Annotated in this window: 12 protein-coding genes and 2 tRNA genes; 4 read left to right on the forward strand and 10 right to left on the reverse strand. The window is 66.5% G+C overall.

What is annotated here, in order from left to right; translation table 11 throughout:
• The first annotated feature begins 57 nt into the window (after positions 1–57).
• Positions 58–789 carry a PspA/IM30 family protein gene (locus tag GcLGCM259_RS09785; protein ID WP_138177481.1) on the forward strand — a complete coding sequence of 244 codons (732 nt, stop codon included), beginning with the start codon at positions 58–60 and terminating at the stop codon, positions 787–789.
• A gap of 160 nt (positions 790–949) precedes the next feature.
• Here GcLGCM259_RS09785 and GcLGCM259_RS09790 read toward each other — a convergent pair.
• The 4 genes from GcLGCM259_RS09790 to GcLGCM259_RS09805 form a co-directional block, all read right to left on the reverse strand.
• Positions 950–1023: transfer RNA gene (locus GcLGCM259_RS09790), tRNA-Met, on the reverse strand.
• 430 nt (positions 1024–1453) lie between these two features.
• Positions 1454–1527, reverse strand: a tRNA-Met gene (locus tag GcLGCM259_RS09795).
• 66 nt (positions 1528–1593) lie between these two features.
• A complete protein-coding gene (locus tag GcLGCM259_RS09800; protein WP_138177479.1) occupies positions 1594–4599 on the reverse strand; it encodes a UPF0182 family membrane protein in 3006 nt (1001 codons plus the stop codon).
• Between the two features lie 115 nt (positions 4600–4714).
• On the reverse strand, positions 4715–5812 hold the full coding sequence (locus GcLGCM259_RS09805) for a YlbL family protein (protein WP_175419388.1): 1098 nt from the start codon (positions 5810–5812) through the stop codon (positions 4715–4717).
• Positions 5813–6080: 268 nt separating this feature from the next.
• Between GcLGCM259_RS09805 and GcLGCM259_RS09810 the strand changes: the two genes are divergently transcribed.
• Positions 6081–7433: a zinc-dependent metalloprotease gene (locus tag GcLGCM259_RS09810; protein WP_246049515.1), complete on the forward strand. Its 1353-nt coding sequence runs from the start codon at positions 6081–6083 to the stop codon at positions 7431–7433.
• A 112-nt stretch (positions 7434–7545) separates the two neighbouring features.
• On the opposite strand, the gene GcLGCM259_RS09815 is transcribed toward GcLGCM259_RS09810, so the two are convergent.
• The 3 genes from GcLGCM259_RS09815 to nudC form a co-directional block, all read right to left on the reverse strand.
• Positions 7546–8166, reverse strand: a complete 621-nt coding sequence (locus tag GcLGCM259_RS09815) for a M48 family metallopeptidase (protein WP_138926502.1) — start codon at positions 8164–8166, stop codon at positions 7546–7548.
• A gap of 166 nt (positions 8167–8332) precedes the next feature.
• On the reverse strand, positions 8333–10441 hold the full coding sequence (locus GcLGCM259_RS09820) for an ATP-dependent DNA helicase UvrD2 (RefSeq protein WP_138926503.1): 2109 nt from the start codon (positions 10439–10441) through the stop codon (positions 8333–8335).
• A complete protein-coding gene (gene nudC / locus GcLGCM259_RS09825) occupies positions 10438–11361 on the reverse strand; it encodes an NAD(+) diphosphatase (protein WP_138926504.1) in 924 nt (307 codons plus the stop codon). The genes GcLGCM259_RS09820 and nudC overlap by 4 nt, the downstream gene beginning before the upstream one ends.
• 181 nt (positions 11362–11542) lie before the next feature.
• On the opposite strand from nudC, the gene GcLGCM259_RS09830 reads away from it, so the two are divergent.
• Complete coding sequence (locus GcLGCM259_RS09830; protein WP_246049517.1) at positions 11543–12808, forward strand: phosphotransferase; 1266 nt, start codon at positions 11543–11545, stop codon at positions 12806–12808.
• 96 nt (positions 12809–12904) lie between these two features.
• Here the strand turns inward: GcLGCM259_RS09830 and GcLGCM259_RS09835 are convergent, their stop codons facing one another.
• From GcLGCM259_RS09835 to GcLGCM259_RS09845, 3 genes are read right to left on the reverse strand one after another with little or no spacing between them, the layout of a single operon-like run.
• Positions 12905–16258, reverse strand: coding sequence for an ATP-dependent helicase (locus GcLGCM259_RS09835; protein WP_138926506.1), 3354 nt, complete (start codon positions 16256–16258; stop codon positions 12905–12907).
• Complete coding sequence (locus GcLGCM259_RS09840) at positions 16255–19458, reverse strand: ATP-dependent helicase (RefSeq protein ID WP_138926507.1); 3204 nt, start codon at positions 19456–19458, stop codon at positions 16255–16257. The genes GcLGCM259_RS09835 and GcLGCM259_RS09840 overlap by 4 nt, the downstream gene beginning before the upstream one ends.
• Positions 19455–19925: an MGMT family protein gene (locus GcLGCM259_RS09845; RefSeq protein ID WP_138926508.1), complete on the reverse strand. Its 471-nt coding sequence runs from the start codon at positions 19923–19925 to the stop codon at positions 19455–19457. Before GcLGCM259_RS09845 ends, GcLGCM259_RS09840 begins: the two co-directional genes overlap by 4 nt.
• An 87-nt stretch (positions 19926–20012) precedes the next feature.
• On the opposite strand from GcLGCM259_RS09845, the gene GcLGCM259_RS09850 reads away from it, so the two are divergent.
• Positions 20013–20696, forward strand: a complete 684-nt coding sequence (locus GcLGCM259_RS09850; RefSeq protein ID WP_138926509.1) for a 3'-5' exonuclease — start codon at positions 20013–20015, stop codon at positions 20694–20696.
• Positions 20697–20714 lie beyond the last annotated feature (18 nt).

Genomic DNA, 20714 nt, shown 5'->3' on the forward strand with positions numbered 1-20714 from the left:
TTTGACCCTGTTGTTCAGATTCACCATTGTTTTACAACCAATAGGAAGGTTCACATCATGACCAAGCAGTCCATTTTTGGCCGCGTTGCCCAGCTGGCCAAGGCGAACATCAACGCCATGATCGATTCAGCCGAGGATCCGCAGAAGATGATGGATCAGATGATCCGCGACTACACGAACAACATCGCCGAGGCCGAACAGGCCGTGGCCCAGACCATCGGCAACCTGCGGATGCTGGAAGACGACTACCGGGAGGACGAGCAGGCCGCCAGCGAGTGGGGCACCAAGGCCCTGGCCGCCTCGAACAAGGCCGAGGACTTCCGCACCTCCGGGGAGGACGCCAACGCCGCGAAGTTCGACAACCTGGCCAAGGTGGCCATCCAGCGCCAGATGCAGGCCGAAAGCGAAATGAAGAGCGCGCAGCCGACCATCGCTTCACAACGTGAAATTGTTGAGAAGCTGAAGACCGGCCTGGAGCAGATGAAGAGCAAGCGCACCGAACTGGTTTCCAAGCGGGACGAGCTGACGGCCCGTTCGAAGGCCGCTGCCGCCCAGAACCAGATCAACGAAGCGGTCAAGTCCGTGAACATCATGGACGCCACCAGCGAGATCAGCCGCTTCGAGGAAAAGGTTCGCCGCGAGGAGGCACGGGTCCGCGGCGCCTCCGAACTGGCTTCTTCCAGCCTGGACTCCCAGTTCGAGCAGCTGGAGGATCTGGGAGAGCAGACCGAAATTGAGGCTCGTCTCGCGGCGCTGAAGTCCAAGCAGACCGGCGCCCTGGAGAACTAGTACCTGTAGGCAGCAACAGCATCCGTGGCCGTCACCGTTCTGGTGGCGGCCACGGGTTTATCTGGTCCGCTTGAGGCTGCGCGCCAGGCCCGGAAATCGGCCAAGCGATTGCGCCGGATAAAGCAAAAGAGGAGATCCTTTCGAATCTCCTCTTATCTCGTGGCGGGGGAAGGATTTGAACCTTCGACCTCCGGGTTATGAGCCCGGCGAGCTACCGAACTGCTCCACCCCGCGTCGGTAAATACAACATTACCAATCCTTGAACTCCATGGCTAATCCTGGACCGGTGACCTTCGTCACCGGAGGCTTTCCCGCCCTGCCCGGGACGACTTGGTTGGATTATGCCGCCACTGTTGAATGATGCCTGTCAGAGAATCCAGCCCCCGCCAACGCGGGGGCTGCCGGAACCACTGTCCCCGAAGTCGTGCACGCCCCTTGCGATCCCGTAAATGAGCCGGCAGGCCTTGCTGGACACAAAGTCTCATCCGGACCGCGCGGTGAGCCCTGAAGCGGCCATAGCGCCTACCGCCGTCCGGCGTTGGGAAGCTTTAGGGCCACCGGGCCATTCCTGCGCCCCTTGCGACACGGCCCGGGTTGGAGGGCATCAAATCGTCCGGACATGCAAAAAGGTGGAAACGAATTGTTTCCACCTTTTTGTCTTATGTGGCGGGGGAAGGATTTGAACCTTCGACCTCCGGGTTATGAGCCCGGCGAGCTACCGAACTGCTCCACCCCGCGATGACTAGACTATTCTTCATCATCGCGGAGCGGAATGCAAATCGGGCTGCCTGGGGCTGGCCGGGACTAGTTCCCGTCCTGCGGCTGCTCGGTCGGAGCGCCGCTTTCCTCCGGGGCCGGGGCCTCGGTCCCATCGGCCTCCAGCGCCCGGCTCAGGGCGTCCTCCAAGGCCTTCTGGGCTTCGCCATAAGCACCGAAGTCACCATCGGACAGGGCCTGCTGGCCGCGCTTGATGGCTTCGTTCGCGTCCTTCAGCGCCTGGGTCAGCTTCTCCGAGTCGGTCTGCTCCGGGGCCTTGGGCTGCTCATCATCCGGCGAGTCGCCCGGGTCGGCGCCATCATGCTCCTGGGTCACCGCTCCGGAGTCGCCTCCGAAGATCTCATCCAGGGCTTCGCCCAGGGTGTCAGCGAACCCGACCTCGTCACCGAAGGCCACCAGGACCTTGCGCAGGGTTGGGAAGCTGGTCTGGCCCGAAGACTGCACGTAGACCGGCTGCACGTAGAGCACACCGCCGCCCACCGGCAGCGAGAGCAGGTTGCCGCCCTTGACCTCGGAGGCACCCTGACGCAGCAGGTTCAGCTGGGTGGTGACCCGGGTGTTCGTGTCGAAGTTCTGCTGTGCCTGGCCGGGGCCGGGGACCGCGGTGTCGCGCGGCAGCTCCAGCAGCCGCAGCTTGCCGTAGTCCTCGTTCTTCACGCCCGCTTCCCCGCCGGCGTCAGCGTTGGCGGAGAGGAAACCGAACAGCACGTTGCGCTGCTGCCCGTTGCGTGAAGCGGCCGGGATGAACGTGGTGGTCAGCGAGAACGTCGCATCGTCCTGGGTCGGCATCTTCAACGACATGTAGTACGGAGGCTGCTTCACGTCCCCGCTGCTGGCCGTCGGATCGCTGGGCACGGCCCAGGCGTCGTTGGCCTCGTAGAACGTGTCCGGGTTGGTCACGTGATAGGTGGTCAGCACCTCACGCTGCACCTTGAACATGTCCTCCGGGTAGCGCACGTGCTCGATCAGTTCGCCGGACATCTCCGACATCGGCTTGACCGAGGTCGGGAAAATTTGCTGCCAGGCCTTGAGCATCGGCTCCTGGTCATCCCAGGCGTACAGGTCCACCGAACCGTCATAGGCGTCCACGGTGGCCTTGACCGAGTTGCGGATGTAGTTCACCCGGCCCGAGAGCCGGTCGAATTCCGAGGCGTTGGTCAACGAATCGGTCACCGCCGATTCCAGCTGCTGCTGCTGCGAGTACGGGTAGGCGTTGGAGGTGGTGTAGCCATCCACGATCCACTTCACCCGACCGTCGATGATCGCCGGGTAGGCGTTCGAATCCAGGGTCAGGTACGGGGCGACCTTGCTCACGCGTTCGCGCGGGTTGCGGTCGTAGATGATCTGGGATTCGGCGTTCACCGCATCCGAGAGCAGCAGGTCGGTGGACGCGAACTTCAGCGAGTACACCAGGCGGTTGAAGAAGTTGCCGATGTTCGGCCCGCCGTCACCCTCGAAGGTGTAGCGCACGTCCTCACCCTCGGAGCCGGTGCTGGGGCGGTCCAGTTCACGCGGCTGCCAGTCCTCCGGGCCACCGACAATCGAGTAGTCCGGGGACCGCTCACCAAAGTAGATCCGCGGTTCGTAGCTTTCATCGCTGGCCAGCTCACCGCTGGTCGGCACGCCCCCGAGCATGAAGTCCGGGCGTCCGCCGGCGGCCACGCGGTTGCCGTAGGCTGCCACCAGGCCGTAGCCGTGGGTGTAGGTGATGTGCTGGTTGATCCACGAATCGTTCGGGTCCACGGTGATCTCACGGGCGGCGATGACCGTGTCCTCGGTCTTGCCGTCGATCTCGTAGCGATCAACGTTCAGGTTCGTGGGGAACGCGTAGTAGCTGCGGAACTGCTGCAGCTGGGCGAACGCCGCGGAAACCAGGTTCGGATCCAACAGGCGGATGTTGGTGGTGGTCGCCTTCTCGGCGGCCAGCGCACCGGATTCGGCGGTCACCTTCGCCTCATACGGGGTCACCTCCACATCCTGCAGGCCATAGGCCTCCCGCGTCATCTTGATGTTGCGGTCAATGTATTCGCGTTCCAGGGACTTCTGCGAAGGCTGCACCTGGTATTCCTGGACCAGGAACGGGTAGATGCCCCCGGCCACGATCATGGTCACCACCAGCATCGCAGTGCCGATCAGCGGCAGGCGCCAACGCCCGGTGAAGGCGGCAATGATGAAGGTGATGGCAATCAGCACGGCGATGATCGCCAGGATCATCCGCGCCGGGATGACCGCGTGCACGTCCTTGTACAGGGCACCGGCCACGCGGCCGGACTGGTCGGTGAGCGTCTCGTACTGGCCAATCCAGTAGTTCACGCCCTGCAGCACCAGGAAGACGGCCACGACGACGGCGGTGTGCACCCGGGCGGCCTTGCCGATGGTCACTCCCCCGCGTTCCTCGATGCGGATCCCGCCGTAGAGGTAGTGGGTCAGCAGCCCGGCCACCCCTCCGAGCAGGACCACCGAAATCAGGAACCCGTTGATCAGTCCGATGAACGGCAGGGTGAACACGAAGAAGCTGATGTCCATGTTGAACTGCGGGTCGGTGGTGCCGAACTCCTGCTGGTTCATGAACAGCAGGATGGTCTGCCACTGGCCGGCCACCGCGATTCCGGAGAACACGCCGATCACAACGGGGATGCCGATCATCAAGAAGCGGCGGATCGGCTCCAGCTGCGCCTGGTAGCGGGACATCATGTCCGGGCGGTTTGAGCTGGGCGCGTACACCGGGCGGTGCTTGTAGGCGCTGCGCATGGACAGCCACATCGGCACGGCCATGAGGGCGGCGGCAACGATGAAGATGACCACCTTGGCGATCTTCTCGGTCCAATACACCTCCGAGTATCCCAGCTGGTTGAACCAGAGGATGTCGGCGTAGAAGTTCGAGAAGAAGACGAACAGCGCGACGAGGATACCCACCGCGAAAATCGTCAACGTCAGCGGCGAGGTTTTCCGATTCGGCGGGTTCGGTGGGCGCTTGGGTTCATCGGATCCCCGCGGGGGCCCTCCGAATGGACTGTCAGGTCCGAATGACACTATTTTTTCCTCACACTCAAGGTCCCGGTGAGCAAAGTTCGTGCCGAGACGCGTGTATTTACTTACATTGGTATCTGGTCTGCGGGGGTTTGGCTAGCGGAACCCGCCGCGGGGCTCACTTCAAGGTGCAGGTGGGCAGCTGCTGCGGGTCGGTTCCCGAGGCGATGCGGCTCAGGGCCTGGCGGGCCTCGGCCAGGGTGGACACCTTCACCACATCCAGGTCCTTGGGGACCCGGTCCTGCACGTCGGGGCAGTTATCGGCCGGGGCCAGGAACACCTCGGCGCCGGCGCGCTGGGCGGCGGCCATCTTCTGCGCGATCCCGCCAATGGGTTCGACCTTGCCGTCATCGGTGATCGCCCCGGTGCCGGCCACGTGGGTGTCCCCGGCCAGGGAGCCTTCGGTGAGCTGGTCGATGATGGCCAGGGCGAACATCATCCCGGCGCTGGGTCCCCCGATGTCCTCCACCCCGAAGTTCACGTCCATGGGGAAGGTGTATTCCGGCTTCAGGAACACGCCAATTTGCCGGGTCCCGTCCTCGGCCGCGGCGGTGCTCACCTCTTCGTCCACCGATTGGCCCTCACGCTTGACGGTCAGTGTGGACGGCTTCGTCCCCTGGCGGGTCAGGGCCTGCTTCAGCTGGGCCAGGTCCTTGATGGGCTCACCGTTGATCTTCTCCAGTTCATCCCCCTCACGCAGGGCGCCCTGGTTGAGCGGATCGCCGAAGCCCACCACCTGCAGGGTGGTCGTGAAGGGGATCTGCAGTTCATTCAGGGCCGCGGCCACCGACAGCTCCTGGCTGGAGGCCATCAGCGAATCGTTCTGCTGGCTCAGCTCATCGCTGGTCACCCCGCGCGGCAGCACGGTCTCTTCCTGCACCACGTCCTTGGTGGGATTCACCAACGCCTCCAGGATCACCGGGACGGTCACCCGGTGCTGCCCGCCGCCCTGGACGTAGACCGTGGTCATGTCCAACTGGCTTTCGGTCTCAAAGGTCTTGGCGTCCTTGATGCTCAACAGCTGATGTCCGTCCAGCTCGCCCAGCGTATTGACCACCGGGCCCGGTGATTCGACCACAAAGTTGGTGGGCAGAAAGGAAATCACCGCCACCAGCAGCAGCGCAATGGTTCCGGCGATGGTGCCCCGCGGCCGAGGGGAGCTGGTGGTTGCGGATTCCCGCGTTTGGGCTGGGTCAGCTCCTGGCAGTGGTTCCATCTCTTGCACGTAAGTCGCTCCCGCCGCGGACATAAAAGTTGTGGCTCGGCCATTTGGGGACAAACGACCACTCCTAGCCTACTGAATAAGCCCAGGGAACTTCATCCGCACACGGAGGTATATTCGGTGTGCCGAAAGCGAACTGGGGCGTGGATCTATGTCAACGCTCAGCTCGAACGGGTACTTTTATTACATGGCACAGAACCCACCAAATAATCGACCGCACGGGTCGGACGACGAGAATGACCCACAGGATCCTTTTGCTGCGATGTTTGGACAACTCTTCGGTGGTGGATTCGATCCCAACAATCTTCCACCGCAGTTGCGGGCCGCGCTGGGCGACCAGGCGAACAATCCCGCGGCAATGCAGCAGATGATGCAACAGGCCCAGGCCTTCATGTCGGCGATGATGCAGTCCAATCCCGCCGAGGGCTCGGTGAACTGGAAGCTGGCTTCGGACACCGCGCTGCAGGCCTACGCCAGCGAAGACCCGGCCGTGAGCGAATCGCGGCGCAGCGCCATCGCCGACGCCTCCCACCTGGCCGGCATGTGGCTGGATAACGCGACCGTCTTTGAAGGCACGGGCATGCCGCTGGAGGCGTGGACCCGCCGCAAGTGGTTCGACAAGACCCTGGGCACCTGGAAGCAGCTGACCGAGCCGATCGCCGAATCGGTGATCAAGGCGATCACCTCCTCGATGCAGGAGCAGCTGCCCGAACAGATCAAGGGCATGCTGGGCAATTCCGACCAGATCTTCCGCAACCTGGGCGGCAGCATGTTCGGCGCCCAGCTGGGCACCGCGCTGGGCACCCTGGCCAAGGACGTGTTGGGCGGCACGGACATTGGTCTGCCCCTGGCGGGGAATACCCCGGGCCTGGTGGCCACCAACGTGCAGGCCTTTGGCGAGGGGCTGGAGATCCCGGAGCAGGAAATCCTGCTGTACGTGGTGCTGCGTGAGGCCGCCCATGTGCGCCTGTTCCAGCGGGTCCCGTGGCTGTCCTCGAAGCTGATCGGCGCGGTGGAAAGCTACGCGCGGGGCATCCACATCGACATGTCCCGCATCGAAGAGGCGGTGCGCGATGTCGACCCGTCAAATCCGGAGTCGCTGCAGCAGATGCTTGGCGAGGGCCTGTTCACCCCGCAGCGCACCGAGGCGCAGGAACGGGCGCTGAAGAACCTGGAACTGACCCTGGCGCTCATCGAGGGCTGGGTGGACCATGTGGTGTCCCTGGCCGCGAAGAACCTGCCGTTCTCCGAGCACCTGCGCGAAACCTTCCGTCGCCGCCGTGCCTCGGGCGGACCGGCGGAGAACACGTTCGCCTCCCTGGTGGGCCTGGAGCTGCGTCCCCGCCGCCTGCGCGAGGCCACTGCCCTGTGGGAGCACCTGGATGCCGAACGCGGTACCGAGGGCCGCGACGCGGTCTGGGATCACCCGGACCTGATGCCCACCGCCGAGGATCTTGATGATCCGGCCAGCTTCACCAGCCGCCGGGAGACCGCGGCGTCGGAGTTCGAGGACTTTGACGCCCAGCTGGGCAAGCTGCTCGACGGCGGTTTTGAGGCCACCGATGATCCGCAGGATCCAGAAGACCCTGACGGCCCGCAGGAGCCGAAGCCGTAGCCAGACCGGCTGATTCGTTCACGGGTTGGGTCCCGACGACCGTGGTCGTCGGGGCCCAGCCCGTTTCTCAAGGGATGCAGCCCCGGAAGGACGGCGAGCGCCGGCGGACCGCTTAGCCGTGCTCCACGTCCCCACCCTCATCCAGGTCCTCGAGCTGATCATCCGGGCGCCCCATCTCCCGGGCGTGGGCCCGGTAGCCGGCGCTAAAGGCCTTGAGGTATTCGTCGGCTTCGCGCCGCCGCTCGAAACGGTTCAGCAGCCCGTTGAAGCGCGGGCCGTGCCCGTCCGCCGGTTCCACCAGGTGGCACAGTTCGTGCACCAGCACATAGTCCTGAACCCATTGCGGCATGTACTGCAGGCGCGTGGAGAGCCGGATGCGGCGCTCGTACACGGTCGCCGAACCCCAGCGCTTGGTCTGGTTGCTGACCCAGCGCACCGAGGCCGGTGCGGCCAAACCCCCGGTGTAGTGCCGGTCCAGGGCTATGGCCCGCTGCATCAACGCCTCATCACTTAGCGCCCAGTCGGTGGTGCGCTTGCGCTGACGGAACTTCTTGAGCATCTCCTCGACAAAGGTGCGTTCGGCCGATTCGGTCAATGCCGCCGGGACCGAGACGACAAAGCGGTCATCCTTCCACTGGGAGGAGACGGTCTTGCGTCGTTTGGTGGAACGCACGATGCGTACCGGGATGTCATCCTCGGCATAGAAATCCACTGTGGTGGGATGCGCTGGCATGCCAAGCCTCCGATTCTAGAAGTTCGTGCCCGGGCTGCCGGACGTGGAATCCCCACCCTAGGCCCGCACTCACCGCCCCGGGCGATGCGGGTCACCGGTTGGGGATAGACCGGCTGGCCCCGCGCCCCGCAGCGCGTTACCGCATCACGGTACGGGCCGGCGGCTCTCAGCCCTGGTTCACCAGGTCCAGCACGGCCTGCCCGTAGCGTTCAAGTTTGGATTTGCCCACCCCGGAAATCCGGCCCAGCTCCTGTAGCGTACCGGGTTTGTCCTCAGCAATGGCCATCAGCGTTGAATCGGTGAACACCACGAACGCGGGAACCGAGTTCGCCTGGGACACCTCACTGCGCCAGCCGCGCAGTGTCTCAAAGAGCTGCTCGTCGTAGGCGGCCGGACAGTCCGAGCACCGGCGCAGCTTGCGTTCACGGGCGTTGCTGAGGAACGAGCCGCATTCCCGGCACACGGCCGGCGTCAGTTTCTGTTCCTTGCGCCGCCGGCTTGGCTGGCGGGCCGAGGAACGCGGCACGGCGCGGATCCCGTCCAGGAAGCGTGAGGGCTGGCGGTGGGCGCGTCCTCCTGGTGTGCGGGCCAACGACCAGGAGAGGAACAGCTGCAGCCGGGCCCTGGTGATCCCCACGTACAGCAGTCGCCGTTCCTCGTCGTAGCCGGCCTGGTCCTTGGCATAGGTGATCGGCACCAGCCCGTCACTGAGCCCGGCCAAGAAGACCACATCCCATTCCAGGCCCTTGGCCGCATGGAAGGAGGCCAGGGTGACCCCGTTCAGCGTGGGCGCGTGCTGGGTGGCGGCGCGTTCCTCAAGTTCGGTGATGATCTCCCGCAGGGTAATCTGCTCGCCTCCCTGTTCGCGGGCGGCGGCCATGTCGTCGGCCAGACGCACCAGCGCCGAGAGCGATTCCCAGCGTTGGCGTTGGGCCCCGCCGGCCGCCGGCGGCTGGGGGGCGTAGCCGTGGGAGGAAAGCACGTCGCGCACCATCTGGGGTGCCGGGATCTCCGATTCCACGTGCAGGGCCGCGCGCAGCGCGAGCATCCCCTCCTTGACCTCGGTGCGGGAGAAGAAGCGTTCGGCGCCGCGCATCACGTACGGGATGGAGTGTGCGGTCAGGGCCTGTTCGAAGGCCTCGGACTGGCCGTTGGTGCGGTACAGGATGGCGATTTCACTGACGTCCTGGCCGTTGCCCAGCAGTGCCTTGATCCGCTGGGCGACTTCCTCCGCCTCGTGCGCGTCATCACTGGCCTCGAAGAACTCCGGCTCCGGGCCGTGCTCGCGCTGGGCGATCAGCTCCAGGGGTTCAGGCCAGGTGACCGTGCGGTCCGGCACGGAGGTTTCAATGCGGCGCGTGGCCAGGATCTTATTGGCCAGGGCCACCACTTCGGGGGTGGAACGGTAGTCGCGCACCAGCTTGACCACGTCAGCCTCCGGGTAGCGTTGGCGGAACTTCAGCAGGTAGTCGGAGGTCGCCCCGGTGAACGAGTAGATGGTCTGGGAAGCGTCTCCCACCACGCAGATGTCCCGCCGCTCCCCCAGCCACAAATCCAGCAGGCGCTGCTGCAGCGGGGAAACGTCCTGGTACTCATCCACCACGAAGTGCCGGTACTGGGCACGCACGCTGGCCGCGACCTTCTCATCGTCCTCCAGGATGGCAGCGGTGAGCATCAGGACGTCTTCAAAGTCGATGACCTGGCGGTCGTCCTTCAGCTCCTCATAGGTCTGGAAGATGCGCACCATCGTCACCGGCTCCAGCCCGTTGGGCAGCTCCCGGCCCTCGACCACCTTGGCGTAGGTTTCCACCGAATGCATCGAGACCTTCGCCCACTCAATTTCGGAGGCCAGGTCGCGCACCATCGCCCGGTCGCTGGAAATGCGCAACCGGCGCGCGCTTTCGGCCACCAACGGCGCCTTGTGCTCAATCAGGTTCGGCAGGGTGCCGCCAATGGATTGCGGCCAGAAGTACTGCAGCTGGCGCAGCGCCGCAGCATGGAAGGTGCGGGTCTGCACCCCGTTGGCGCCCAGGTGGCGCAGCCGGGTGCGCATCTCCGCTGCGGCACGGGTGGTGAAGGTCAGGGCCAGCACGGTGTTGGGCTGGTACACCCCGGTATAGACCCCGTGGGCGATGCGGTGGGTGATTGCCCGGGTCTTGCCGGTGCCCGCCCCGGCCAGGATGCACAGCGGTCCGGTCAGGCTTTCGGCCGCACGGCGCTGCTCGGCGTCCAGGCCCGCCAGCAGATCCGGGCTCACGCTGGACTGCTCGCTCATCGGGCGCCCGCCTCCGGCAGGGGCTGGCCGTACCAGTCGCGGATCAGGGCGTGGGCAATGGAGACCCCGCGCGGGATCTGGATGCTGCCGGCGGCCAGTTCCCGGCCCAGTTCCGCCCGGGAGAACCAGCGCAGGTCCAGGATTTCCAGTCCGTCGGGCACCAGGTCGGTGGTTTGGGCGTGCGCTGTATAGCCAAGCATCAGCGAGCGCGGCAGCGGCCAGGGCTGGGAGCCGCGGTAGTGGCATTCATCAACGCGCACCCCGGATTCCTCGAAGACCTCGCGCCGCACCGCCGATTCGCAGGATTCCCCGGCCTCAACGAAGCCGGCCAGCACCGAGTACACGGTCGTGTTCCAGCGGGCGTTGGCCCCGAGCAGGATCCGGTCCTGGTCATCGATGATCGCCACGATCACCGCCGGGTCGGTGCGGGGAAAGAGCTCATGCCCGTTCTTCACGCATTTAAGCACCCACCCGGCCGTGGTGGGGCGCACGGGGGAACCGCATTCGGGGCAGAAGTTGTAGCTGCGCCGCCAGTTGGTGATCGCCTGGGCGATCAGCATCAGGTGCTGGTGTTCGGGCCGCAGTTGGGTGAACGCGGTGCGCAGGTCCAGCAGCTCGTGGTGGGCCGGGGCCACCTGCTGCGGCAGCAGGGCCACCACGTAGTCGTGCTGCGCCGCGCGCCCCAGGTAGATGTACTCCCCGCCCTCGGGCAGGGTGGAGGATGGGCCGGGCACCAGCGCCAGCCCGCCGGCATCGGCCAGGGCCCTGCCCTCGACCATGCTCATGACCAGGGTGCTCTCACGTTGCAGAACCTGTTGCAGCAGATCCGGTTCATCATATTCGATAATCTGCCGTTCGAACCGGGCCTCCGCGAAGCTCAGGTCCTCCAGGGGCAGGTGGTATTTCTCTGCAAGCGCCATATCTACAACTTTAGGCGTGCTGTCAAAATACGGGTGGTCCCGGGCCCCGGAGTGTGGGCGACCCCACCCTGCTTCCCCCAGGGCCGCACGGCGCCCCACCGATTTGCGGTGACATACCGTGAGTCTTTGGCCATCAGCACTGTGCCGGTAGTTTACGGTGGAACATGTGAAACGCTCTGCCATGGAACTCGCCGCAATTGCCACCGCAGCAGTGCCCGGTCTCTGCCCGGTTGGCTACGCTGCGTTGTCCGATGACCCCGAAGATTTTGATTCGGCGCTGCTCATCGACGACAAGAAAAACCGTTGGCGGGTGCGTTCGCCCAAACACGATGAGGCCAGCATGCGCTTGGAGGCCGAGCTGTCGGCGCTGCGCGCTTTTTCGGCCAAGGTCCGCGCCGCGCTGCCCTTCGCGCTGCCGGCGATAGCCGGCACCGTCCGCCAGGGACCGCTGCGCACCTTCGTTTACAAGGACCTGCCCGGACACGGGGTGATGCTGGAGGACCTGGTGCAGCTGGGTGAACCGCTGGCCCGGGAGCTGGGCAACACGATGGCCGCGATCCACAAGATCCCGGATGAATCGGTGGAGGTCGCCGGGCTGCCCACCTACACGGCCGACGAGGTGCGCCAGCGCAAGCTCAACGAACTGGACACCGCCGCCGCCACCGGCAAGGTGCCCAGCCGGCTGCTGCGCCGTTGGGAGCACGCGATGGAAGACGTGTCGCTGTGGCGGTTTAATGCCGCGGTGGTCCACGGCTCCTTCGATGAGGAGCAGCTGCAGGTGCTGGGCAGCCGCATCACCGCCGTGAAGGGGTGGACCGACCTGCACGTGGGCGACCCGGCCGAGGACTTCGCCTGGCTTTCGGCGGTGGAGGATCACGAGTTCGGCGACAAGGTGTTTGCCGCATACATGCAGGCCCGCGCCGACAAGGCCGACCCGCACATCATGCGCCGCGCGGCGCTGAACGCCGAGTTCGCCCTGGCCCAGTGGCTGGTGAAGTCCCTGGATTCGAAGGACGATGAACGCATCGCCGACGCCGAGCAGATGCTGCACGAGCTGGATGAGAACATCGCCGAGTACGGCGGCCAGCCGCTGTCCGTGGTTGAGGAGCCGCGACCGGTCAGCTCCGTGTTCGGCAAGCCGCAGCAGGAGCAGGACCCGGCCAACGAGCAGGGCAGCACCGCGCACGGCGAGGATTCAAACACCGCCAGCGCGCCGGATTCCTCCCAACGGGTCTCCAAGCTGCCCGAGCCTGCGCAGGCCCAGCCGACCGGGGCCGATGAGGCAGCCAAAGATGAGGCAGCCAAGGATGAGGCAACCAAGGATGAGACCGAAACGGGCCGGGAGGCGGACCAGCAGGAAACTGTGGCCCCCGAAACCGGCGGAACCCACACCGGCTCCACCGCGGCCAAGCAGCCCCCGGCACCGGAGCAGGATTCGACAAATTAGGTCATGGCCCACGGGCCCCGGCCGCGGCGGCACCCTTGGATGCTGCTGCGGCCGGGGCCCGTTGCGTTACCCCTGCCTGGTTGAACGCTGCTTGGTTCAGCCCTGCCGGGTTGGTTCGTCCAGCTGCTCGAACGCGGCGCCGATCATCTGTTCCAGCTCCGCTTCGGATTGCAGCTGCTGGGCGTGGATGGTGATCCCGGCCCCCACATAGTAGAAGGCGGCCTGGATTTCCTCCAGCGGAATCCCGTGCAGGCGCGACCAGCCCAACCGGTACACGGCCAGCTGCACCAGTTTGTCCTTCAATGACTTGCCGCTGGGCACGTGCCCGGTCTTCCAGTCCACCAGCAGCCAATGCCCCTCAGCGGTGCGGAACACCGCATCGATCCGGCCGCGCACCGCAATATCCCCGATGCGGGTTTCCAGGGGCACTTCCACGTGCACCGGTTGGCGTTCGGCCCATTCGCTTTGCCGGAACGCCTGCTTCATCCCCTCCAGGTCCAGGGTGTCGTCGATCAGCGCGTCGGCCGGTTCCAGGATCTCCCCCAGGTCCAGCATCTGGGTCTGTTCGTAGTATTCCTCCAGCCAGGCGTGGAACGCGGTACCGCGTCGTGCCGCCATGCCGGGGCGCCGCGGCACCGGGCGGCGCAGGTTCTCCAGCACCTCCTGCGGGTTCTCGGCCAATTCCACAAACAGGGAGGCCCGCACGTGTTCGGGCTTGTGCACACCGTGCTCCTGCTGGGCCGCGAACTGGCGTTGGGCGAGCAGCCGAGTAGCCTCCTCCGCCCAGGCCTGGCCCTGCTCGGTCTGCATCACCGCCTCCTGCGGGGTTTGGGCCGCCCCCAGCACCCCCTCGGCCATGGTCTGCAGGACTTCGCGGCGCGAGTACGGGTAGACGGTGCGTGGGTTGCCCCCGGTGACCTCCGGCCCCTGCAAAGGGTCGTAGGGCCAGCGCGCCTCAACCGGTTGCGAGCGGGTTGGGTTGGCTTCGGGCGCCTGCTCGTCCTGCACCCACACCCCGATCTCGGCCCCAGGGGTAGGGCCCTCGGCCAGCGGCAGCAGCTGCTCTATGAAGATAGATGGGCTTGAGGGTTTGGTGCGGGTCCCGTACCAGACGCTGCAGCTGCAGATCAGCAGCGATTTAGCGCGGGTCAGCGCCACATAGGCCAGACGGCGTTCTTCCTGTTCATTGTGCTCTGCCACGTCGGCGGCGAATTGCTTCTCGGCTTCGAGCAGCTCAAAAAAGGAGGCCTGGTCGGTGTCCCACTGCGGCAGGTCACGGCGGTCACCGCGCAGCGGCCAGGGCAGGGCCGCGTCCCCGCTGGTCCAGCGGTCCGAGGTGCGGTCCGGGAACACGCCCTCATTCATGGACATCACCGCCACGATGTCCCATTCCAGTCCCTTGGAGGCATGGATGGTCAGCAGCTGCACGCTGTTTGGGTCGGCGTCCTGGGTCGGCAGCGGCAGCCCCTTCTCCTTGTCGGCCGCCTGCTCCAGCCAGTACAGGAACCCGGTCAGGTCCGCCTGCGGCGCGTGGCGGCAGTAGTCCTTGATGACATCGGCAAAAGCATCTAGGTTGGCCCGCCGCTGCCCTGGCTCCACCCAGGGCCGGGCCGCGACCTCGATGTCCAGGTTCATGGCGCGCTCAATTTCCCTGACAAGGGCCTCGAGGTCGTCGTTTGCCAGCAGCCGCAGCCGGCGCAGTTCATCACGCAGGCTACTCAGCCGCAGGTACCCGGTCTCACTCAGTGTCCGCCCATCGGCGCTGGTCCAGCCGGCCGGCGGCAGGAAGTCCAGCGCCTCAATCAGGCTCGCGGCGTCGTTGACCTCCGCCCGGGCCAGGGTTTGCTCATCTTCTTGCGCGTCCTGCACCAGCAGCTGCGCTTCGAGGGTTCCGGTCAGGGCGTGTTCACGGCGCCGGGCCAGGAAACGGGACCAGTCGGCGAAGGCCATCAGGTCCGCCGGGCCGATGCGCCAGCGGGCGCCGGCCAGCAGCCGCATCAGCTTGTCGCTGCGCAGCGGGTCCACCAGCACGTGCAGACAGGAGACCAGGTCGTTGACTTCCGGGGTGCTCAACAGCCCGGAGAGCCCCACCAGCTGGTACGGGATTTCCTTCTCGGAAAGCACCTGGGCCATCAGGCCCAGCTGGGCGCGGTTGCGGCTGAGCACCGCAGCGGTGGTCTCCTGGCCTGCGGAGCGGCGCTGGAGGATTTCTGTCTCGATCGTTTGGGCGATCGCCTCGGCTTCCTGCCGGTCGGTCGCACAACGGTTGAGCACCACCCGCCCGGGCTGGGCGTGGGCGGAGGCCTCCAGCGGTTTGACGGCCACCGGGCCGGGAGCCTGCTGTCCGCTGCCGGAGACCAGGTTGGCCGCCTGCAGCACGTTGACCGTGTTGCGCCAGGCGATCGTCAGGTGGCGCACGTGGGCGTTGCGCCGCTGCCCGTCCGGCTCGACGATGGGAAATTCGTTGGGAAAGTGGAAGAGCTGTCCGGCGCTGGCTCCGCGGAAACCGTAGATGGACTGGTTCGGGTCCCCCACCGCGGTGACCGGGTGTCCGTCGCCGAAGAGCTGGGAGAAGAGCACCATCTGGGCGTGGGAGGTGTCCTGGAACTCGTCAAGCAGCACCACCTTGTACTTGGAGCGTTCGGCCACCGCTGCGGCCGGGATCTGCTCGGCGATGCGTGCGGCGTGGGCGACCAGGTCCCCGTAGTCCATGACCCCGCGCCGCGCCTTCTCCTCGGCGTAGCGCTGGCTGAGTTCGGCGATGGTGGCCCGCGAGGCGATCTTGTCGATGAGTTTGCCGGCGACCGCGGTCTGCGCCTTGTCCTTGTCCGGGTACATGGGCAGACGGCGCAGCCGCTGCTCCAGGTCCCGCAGCCAGGCTTCGGCCTGCGCGGTGCCCACCAGGTGTTCGGAGGCCTCGGAGGAGAAGCTGACGATCGCGTTGATCAGGGTGCTGGTGGCGCTGCCCAGGTGTTCGTAGTCCCCGGTGTAGGCCTCAAGGACCTCGCTGGCCAATTCCCAGGATTGGGCGGCCCCCAGCAGGGCGCTGTCCTCTTCAATGCCCAGGCGCAGCCCGTAGTCCTGCACGAGCGTGTTCGCGTAGGAATGGTAGGTGGACACGGACGGGTCCAGGTAGTCCTCGGTGGTCTGCCCATCCAGCAGGCCGGTGTTCACCAGGGCGGCGATCTTCGCGCGGATGCGGGCGGACAGTTCCCCGGCGGCCTTGCGGGTGAAGGTCACCCCGAGCACTTCCTCCGGGCGCACCAGCTCGTTGGCCACCAGCCAGACAACCTTGTCGGCCATGGTCTTGGTTTTCCCGGACCCGGCCCCGGCGATGACCAGCATCGGTTCCAGCGGGGCGCAGATGATCCGGCTTTGCTGTTCGGTGGGCGGGAACTGTTCGCCCAGGGCGGCGGAGAGCTCTTCGGGGGTAAAGCGGATTTCACTCATGGTTCGGTCACCTGTCGTCCTTCGCTGCACAAGGGGCAGATGTCTGGCAGGGCGCACCCGCTGGAGAATCCGGCGCCGCGCGAGGCATCGTGCCGGGTCACGAACTCGGCGTCGCCCATCAGGGCCGCGGCCTCGATGATCAGCTGCTGCGCCCAGTCATCGGTGGGGGCCTGCTGGGTGCGCAGGCTCGGCTTTTTGGTGTTGGATCCCACGAACACCAGGGTCGCCCCGGCCGGTTCGGCCGGCAGGTGGCTGGTTTCGGGGGTGGAGTCCAGGGCCCCGAGCGTGATGGCGGCCTGGTAGACGCCCAGCTGCGGGTGGGTTAGCGCGTCCTTGGCGGAGGGCATCCGGGCCCCGGTCTTCAAATCCACCACATAGGGCCGGCCCTGCCCGTCCACCTCGATGCGGTCAATGACCCCGCGCAGTTCCACCTCCCGCCCCTCATGGGGCACCGGCACGTTGAACGGCAGTTCGCGGGCGACCAGGGAGCGCCCCTCGGAGCGCATCTGCAGCGAGTACAGGGCCAGCTTCTTCAGCATCTCCTCGGCCCGGTCATGGTCGCGCCTGCCTTCCCAGTTGTTCGGCATTTCCAGTTCCGGCCACCGCTCATCGAGCACCTTCAGGTATTCGCTGCCGGCGGCGTCGGGGTGCTCCTCGGCGATGGAGTGGATCAAGGTGCCCAGCGAGGCGGCAAAGTCCACGGCGCTTTGCCCGCCTGCGGCCTGCACGAACCAGTTCAGCGGCGAGGCGTGCACCGCCTCCACCTTGGAGGGCGAGACCCGGATGGGCTGGTCCTGGGGGAAGACCGGGGCCTGGGTGCTCAGCGGCGCCAATCCCCACCAGGTGGCCGGGGCCGCCCCGCGCACCGCCGGCTGTGCCGCGGTGAGCTGGCCCAGGACCGCCACCGCATCCTGGGCGACCGAGGAGACCGTTTGGGAAGAGTCCTGCTGCCAGGCGCCCATGGCGGCGGCGATGTGGCTTTCGGCCTCGCAGCGCAGCTCGGCGACCAGGGAGGGCAGGGACCGGATCCGGGGCACCGCGGTGTAGCTGCCCTGCTGGTCCGCGGCGGGGTCGATGATCTGCAGGAAGGAGGAGGGCTGCTGTTCCTCGCTGGCCACGGCGGTGCAGATCAGTGACTGGCTGGCGCGGGAGATCGCGTTGGAGAAGGAGCGCAGCTCGTCGTTGCGGATTTCGCGCACCAGCCGGCTGGGGGTGCGGGTGCCAAGGAAACCGACCCCGTGCTCCACCGCCTCGGCCAGGGCGTTGGAGCCGAGCAGTTCACCGCGCAGCCGCAGGTTGGGCCAGGAGCCCTCCTGCAGCCCCGGGACGAACACGACCGGCCATTGCCGGCCGGCGGCTGCCGCGGTGGTCAGCACCGTGACGGTCTGGTCGCTGGCCGAACGGCTGGCCAGGGAGTCCATGGGCAGCTCCTGTTCCAGGATGTGTTCGACGAACTGTTCGACACTGGCCCCGGGCAGCTGGTCAACGAAGCGTTCAGCCGCCTGGAACACGGAGAGCACCGCGTCCAGGTCGTGGTCGGCGCGGCGGGCCGCCGGTCCGGTGCCCAATGCCTCGGTACGCCAGGCCTCGGCCCGGCCGCTGGCCTCCCACAACGCCCACAGGGCGGTTTCCGGGGTGGCGTTGCCGGTGGCCAGTTCTTCGCGCAGGCGCTGGTACATGCCCAGGAGGCGTTCCAGCCCACGGGCCACCGGGCCCAGGTCCTGGGCCAGCTCCGGTTCATGCAAGGTGGCTTCGAGCAGTTCCTGGCTCGAACGCCGGCCTCCACCGGCACTGTCCTTCTGGCGCAGCAGCTGGCGCAGCCGCCGGATTTCCAGCGCGGTGCTCATCCCGTAGCGGGAGAGCAGCAGCGACTGCATGCGCAGCGGGTCCTCGTTGGCTTCGGGGTTCACCGCCAGCGCCAGCAGGTCCAGCAGCGGGCGCACCGCGTTCTCCTCCTTCAGCGGCACTTCCGCCGGAGGGGTGGTTACCGCGATTCCCTGGCCTTCCAGGAAGCGGCTGAGATTGCGCACCTGGGAGCCGGTGCGCACCACGATCGCCATCTCCGCTAGGGGGCGGTGTTCGTAGAGATTCAGGTGCACGATGTGCTGGGCGAGGAACCGCTCCTCCTGGGTGGAGTTTTCAAATAGATGCGTTTGCACCGTTGCAGGGTGGGGATCTTCCCCGAACTCCAGGGTTCGGCCGTGCAGTCCGGCGGCCACCGGGACCCGGCGCACCACGCGTTTCCACGCCTGGGCGATGGCGGGGCCCATCCGGTAGCTGGTTTCCAGTTCGTAGATGCCAGCCGGGTTGCGGGGCGTTGAGTAGCGCTGGGTGAACTGTGCCAGCTCATCGGCGCGGGCGCCGCGGAACCCCTGCACCACATTGTCGGGGGCGGCGAAGGCCACCAGGTTTCGGCCACGCCCCAGCAGGGTCAGCAGCCGGTGTTGGGAAAGGCTGGCCTCCTGCAGGTCATCGACCAGGACCAGCTGCAGCTGATCCTGTTCGGCGGCCAGGAATTCGGGGTTGGCTTCCAGCAGTTCCGCGGCCCGGGTGATCAGCCCGGCCGGGTCGAAGGCCTCGGCGCTGCCCAGGTCCAGCAGGTCCCGGTACTCCTGGTAGAACATGGCCGCGGCCACCCATTCGCCGCGTTCGGCCTGCTCCCCCAGCTGCGCGATGTCGTCCGGTTCCAGGCCGAGTTCGGAGACCCGGTCAAAGAACTCACGCACCTCCTTGCGAAAACCCCGGGTGCCCACCGCCAGGCGCAGTTCCTCCGGCCACGGCGGGGATGGGGTCAGCCCCTGTTCGTGGCCTTCGAGCAAGTGCCCGAGCAAGGTGTCCTGTTCCGGCCCGGAGAGCAGGCGCGGGGCCCGCTCCACCATGGGCAACAGCCCCTGCAGCCGGGCGCGGCGAATCAGGTCGAAGGCGTAGGCGGACCAGGTGCGCACCACCGGTTCGGTAAAGGTTTGCTCGGCCCGTGCGCTAAGTTCATTGCGCAACATGGCGGCGGTGTTGCGGGTGGGGGCCAGCACCAGCAGGGAGAGCGGGTCCAGCCCGGCACGCAGGCGCTGCACGGCGACTTCAACCAGCAACGTGGACTTTCCGGTTCCCGGGGCGCCGGCGACCAGTGAGGGCCGGCGCGAGGTGACCAGGTGATCCAGCAGTTCTGGGGTGCCCGTTGCCGTGTCTGCCGATTCGCTCATGGTTCCATCCCATCACGCGGCTCCGACGTTTTGGTTCCACGGCCCGCCTGCTGCCCGAAGGCTGGGTCGGTGCGCGGCCGCTCTTCATCCGCCCTGGAGGTCCGCGGCCCGTCGAGGCTGGCGGACAGTTCCTGGATTTGGCGCCACTGCCGGTCATTGGGCTGCCAACGGGCCCGGGCGACATCCACTCTGCCCCCGCGCCGGGGCATGCGCTCTTGATCCCAGTGGGCGCGCGCCTGCTCCAGCAGGGATGCGGTGATGTTGCCATCTGCCCGGATGATCCGCCACCAGGGCGTGCCCGGCGCGGTGCCCTGCATCGCCTTGCCGACCTGGCGGGGGCCGGCGCGGCCAAGCAGCTCCGCCACGTCCTTGTAGGTGAGGATCCGCCCGGCGGGAACCAGGCCGGCCAGCTGGTGGACGGCCTCTTCGAAGTCCAGCGGCGGCGGGGAGGGGGACGGCAGGTGCATGCCCCTATTGTGCCAAGGCCCATGCTTCTGTCCCCAACCGGTGGGTCACGCCGCGTCAGCGCACCTTGGGACGGTAGCGTTATTTGCATGAGTGAATGGCATATCGGCCCCTGCCTGGGTTTTGACTTGGAAACCACCGGTGTTGACACGAATACCGCGCGCATCGTAACCGCTTCGGTGGTGTTGCTGGATTCCTCCGGGCAGATCCTGAACCAACGCGAGTGGCTGCTGGATCCCGGAGTGGAGATCCCGGAGGCGGCCACAGCGGTGCATGGGGTCACCACCGAGCGGGCGCGCGCCGAGGGCGTCGCGGCCGCTCGGGGGGTTGGCGAAATCCTGAACCTATTGCAGTTCGCGTCCCAGCAGGCACCGATCATTGCCTTCAATGCCTCCTATGACTTCTCGGTCCTGCACACCGAGGCACTGCGCCACGAGCTGGTGCCCTTCATCCCGGGCAACGTGATCGACCCCTACGTCCTGGACCGGCAAATGGACCGCTATCGCAAGGGCAAGCGCACCCTGGAGGCGGCGTGCCAGCACTATGGGGTGGTCTTGGAGAACGCGCACACCTCCTTCGCGGATGCGGTCGCCTGCGTTGGGGTGGCCCGCGCCCTGGCCTCCCGTTACCCGGACCTGCTGGTGGATCCGGCCGAGCTGCACGGCCAGCAGATCCGCTGGGCCCGGGAGCACGCCGAGAATTTCCAGCAGTACCTGCGCCGCACCAAGCCCGAGGCGGTCGTCGACGGCGCCTGGCCCATCAAGGATTCCTAGGCGCTTCGAGACCTAATT

This window comes from Glutamicibacter creatinolyticus (assembly GCF_006094275.1).
Lineage (GTDB): Bacteria > Actinomycetota > Actinomycetes > Actinomycetales > Micrococcaceae > Glutamicibacter > Glutamicibacter creatinolyticus.

Excerpts from the sequence above, each read along its gene's own strand:
- GcLGCM259_RS09785 (WP_138177481.1), top strand. The coding sequence starts at position 58 with ATGACCAAGCAGTCCATTTTTGGCCGCGTTGCCCAGCTGGCCAAGGCG.
- GcLGCM259_RS09805 (WP_175419388.1), bottom strand. The coding sequence starts at position 5,812 with ATGGAACCACTGCCAGGAGCTGACCCAGCCCAAACGCGGGAATCCGCA.
- GcLGCM259_RS09810 (WP_246049515.1), top strand. The coding sequence starts at position 6,081 with ATGTTTGGACAACTCTTCGGTGGTGGATTCGATCCCAACAATCTTCCA.
- GcLGCM259_RS09815 (WP_138926502.1), bottom strand. The coding sequence starts at position 8,166 with ATGCCAGCGCATCCCACCACAGTGGATTTCTATGCCGAGGATGACATC.
- GcLGCM259_RS09820 (WP_138926503.1), bottom strand. The coding sequence starts at position 10,441 with ATGAGCGAGCAGTCCAGCGTGAGCCCGGATCTGCTGGCGGGCCTGGAC.
- nudC (WP_138926504.1), bottom strand. The coding sequence starts at position 11,361 with ATGGCGCTTGCAGAGAAATACCACCTGCCCCTGGAGGACCTGAGCTTC.
- GcLGCM259_RS09830 (WP_246049517.1), top strand. The coding sequence starts at position 11,543 with ATGGAACTCGCCGCAATTGCCACCGCAGCAGTGCCCGGTCTCTGCCCG.
- GcLGCM259_RS09835 (WP_138926506.1), bottom strand. The coding sequence starts at position 16,258 with ATGAGTGAAATCCGCTTTACCCCCGAAGAGCTCTCCGCCGCCCTGGGC.
- GcLGCM259_RS09840 (WP_138926507.1), bottom strand. The coding sequence starts at position 19,458 with ATGAGCGAATCGGCAGACACGGCAACGGGCACCCCAGAACTGCTGGAT.
- GcLGCM259_RS09845 (WP_138926508.1), bottom strand. The coding sequence starts at position 19,925 with ATGCACCTGCCGTCCCCCTCCCCGCCGCCGCTGGACTTCGAAGAGGCC.
- GcLGCM259_RS09850 (WP_138926509.1), top strand. The coding sequence starts at position 20,013 with ATGAGTGAATGGCATATCGGCCCCTGCCTGGGTTTTGACTTGGAAACC.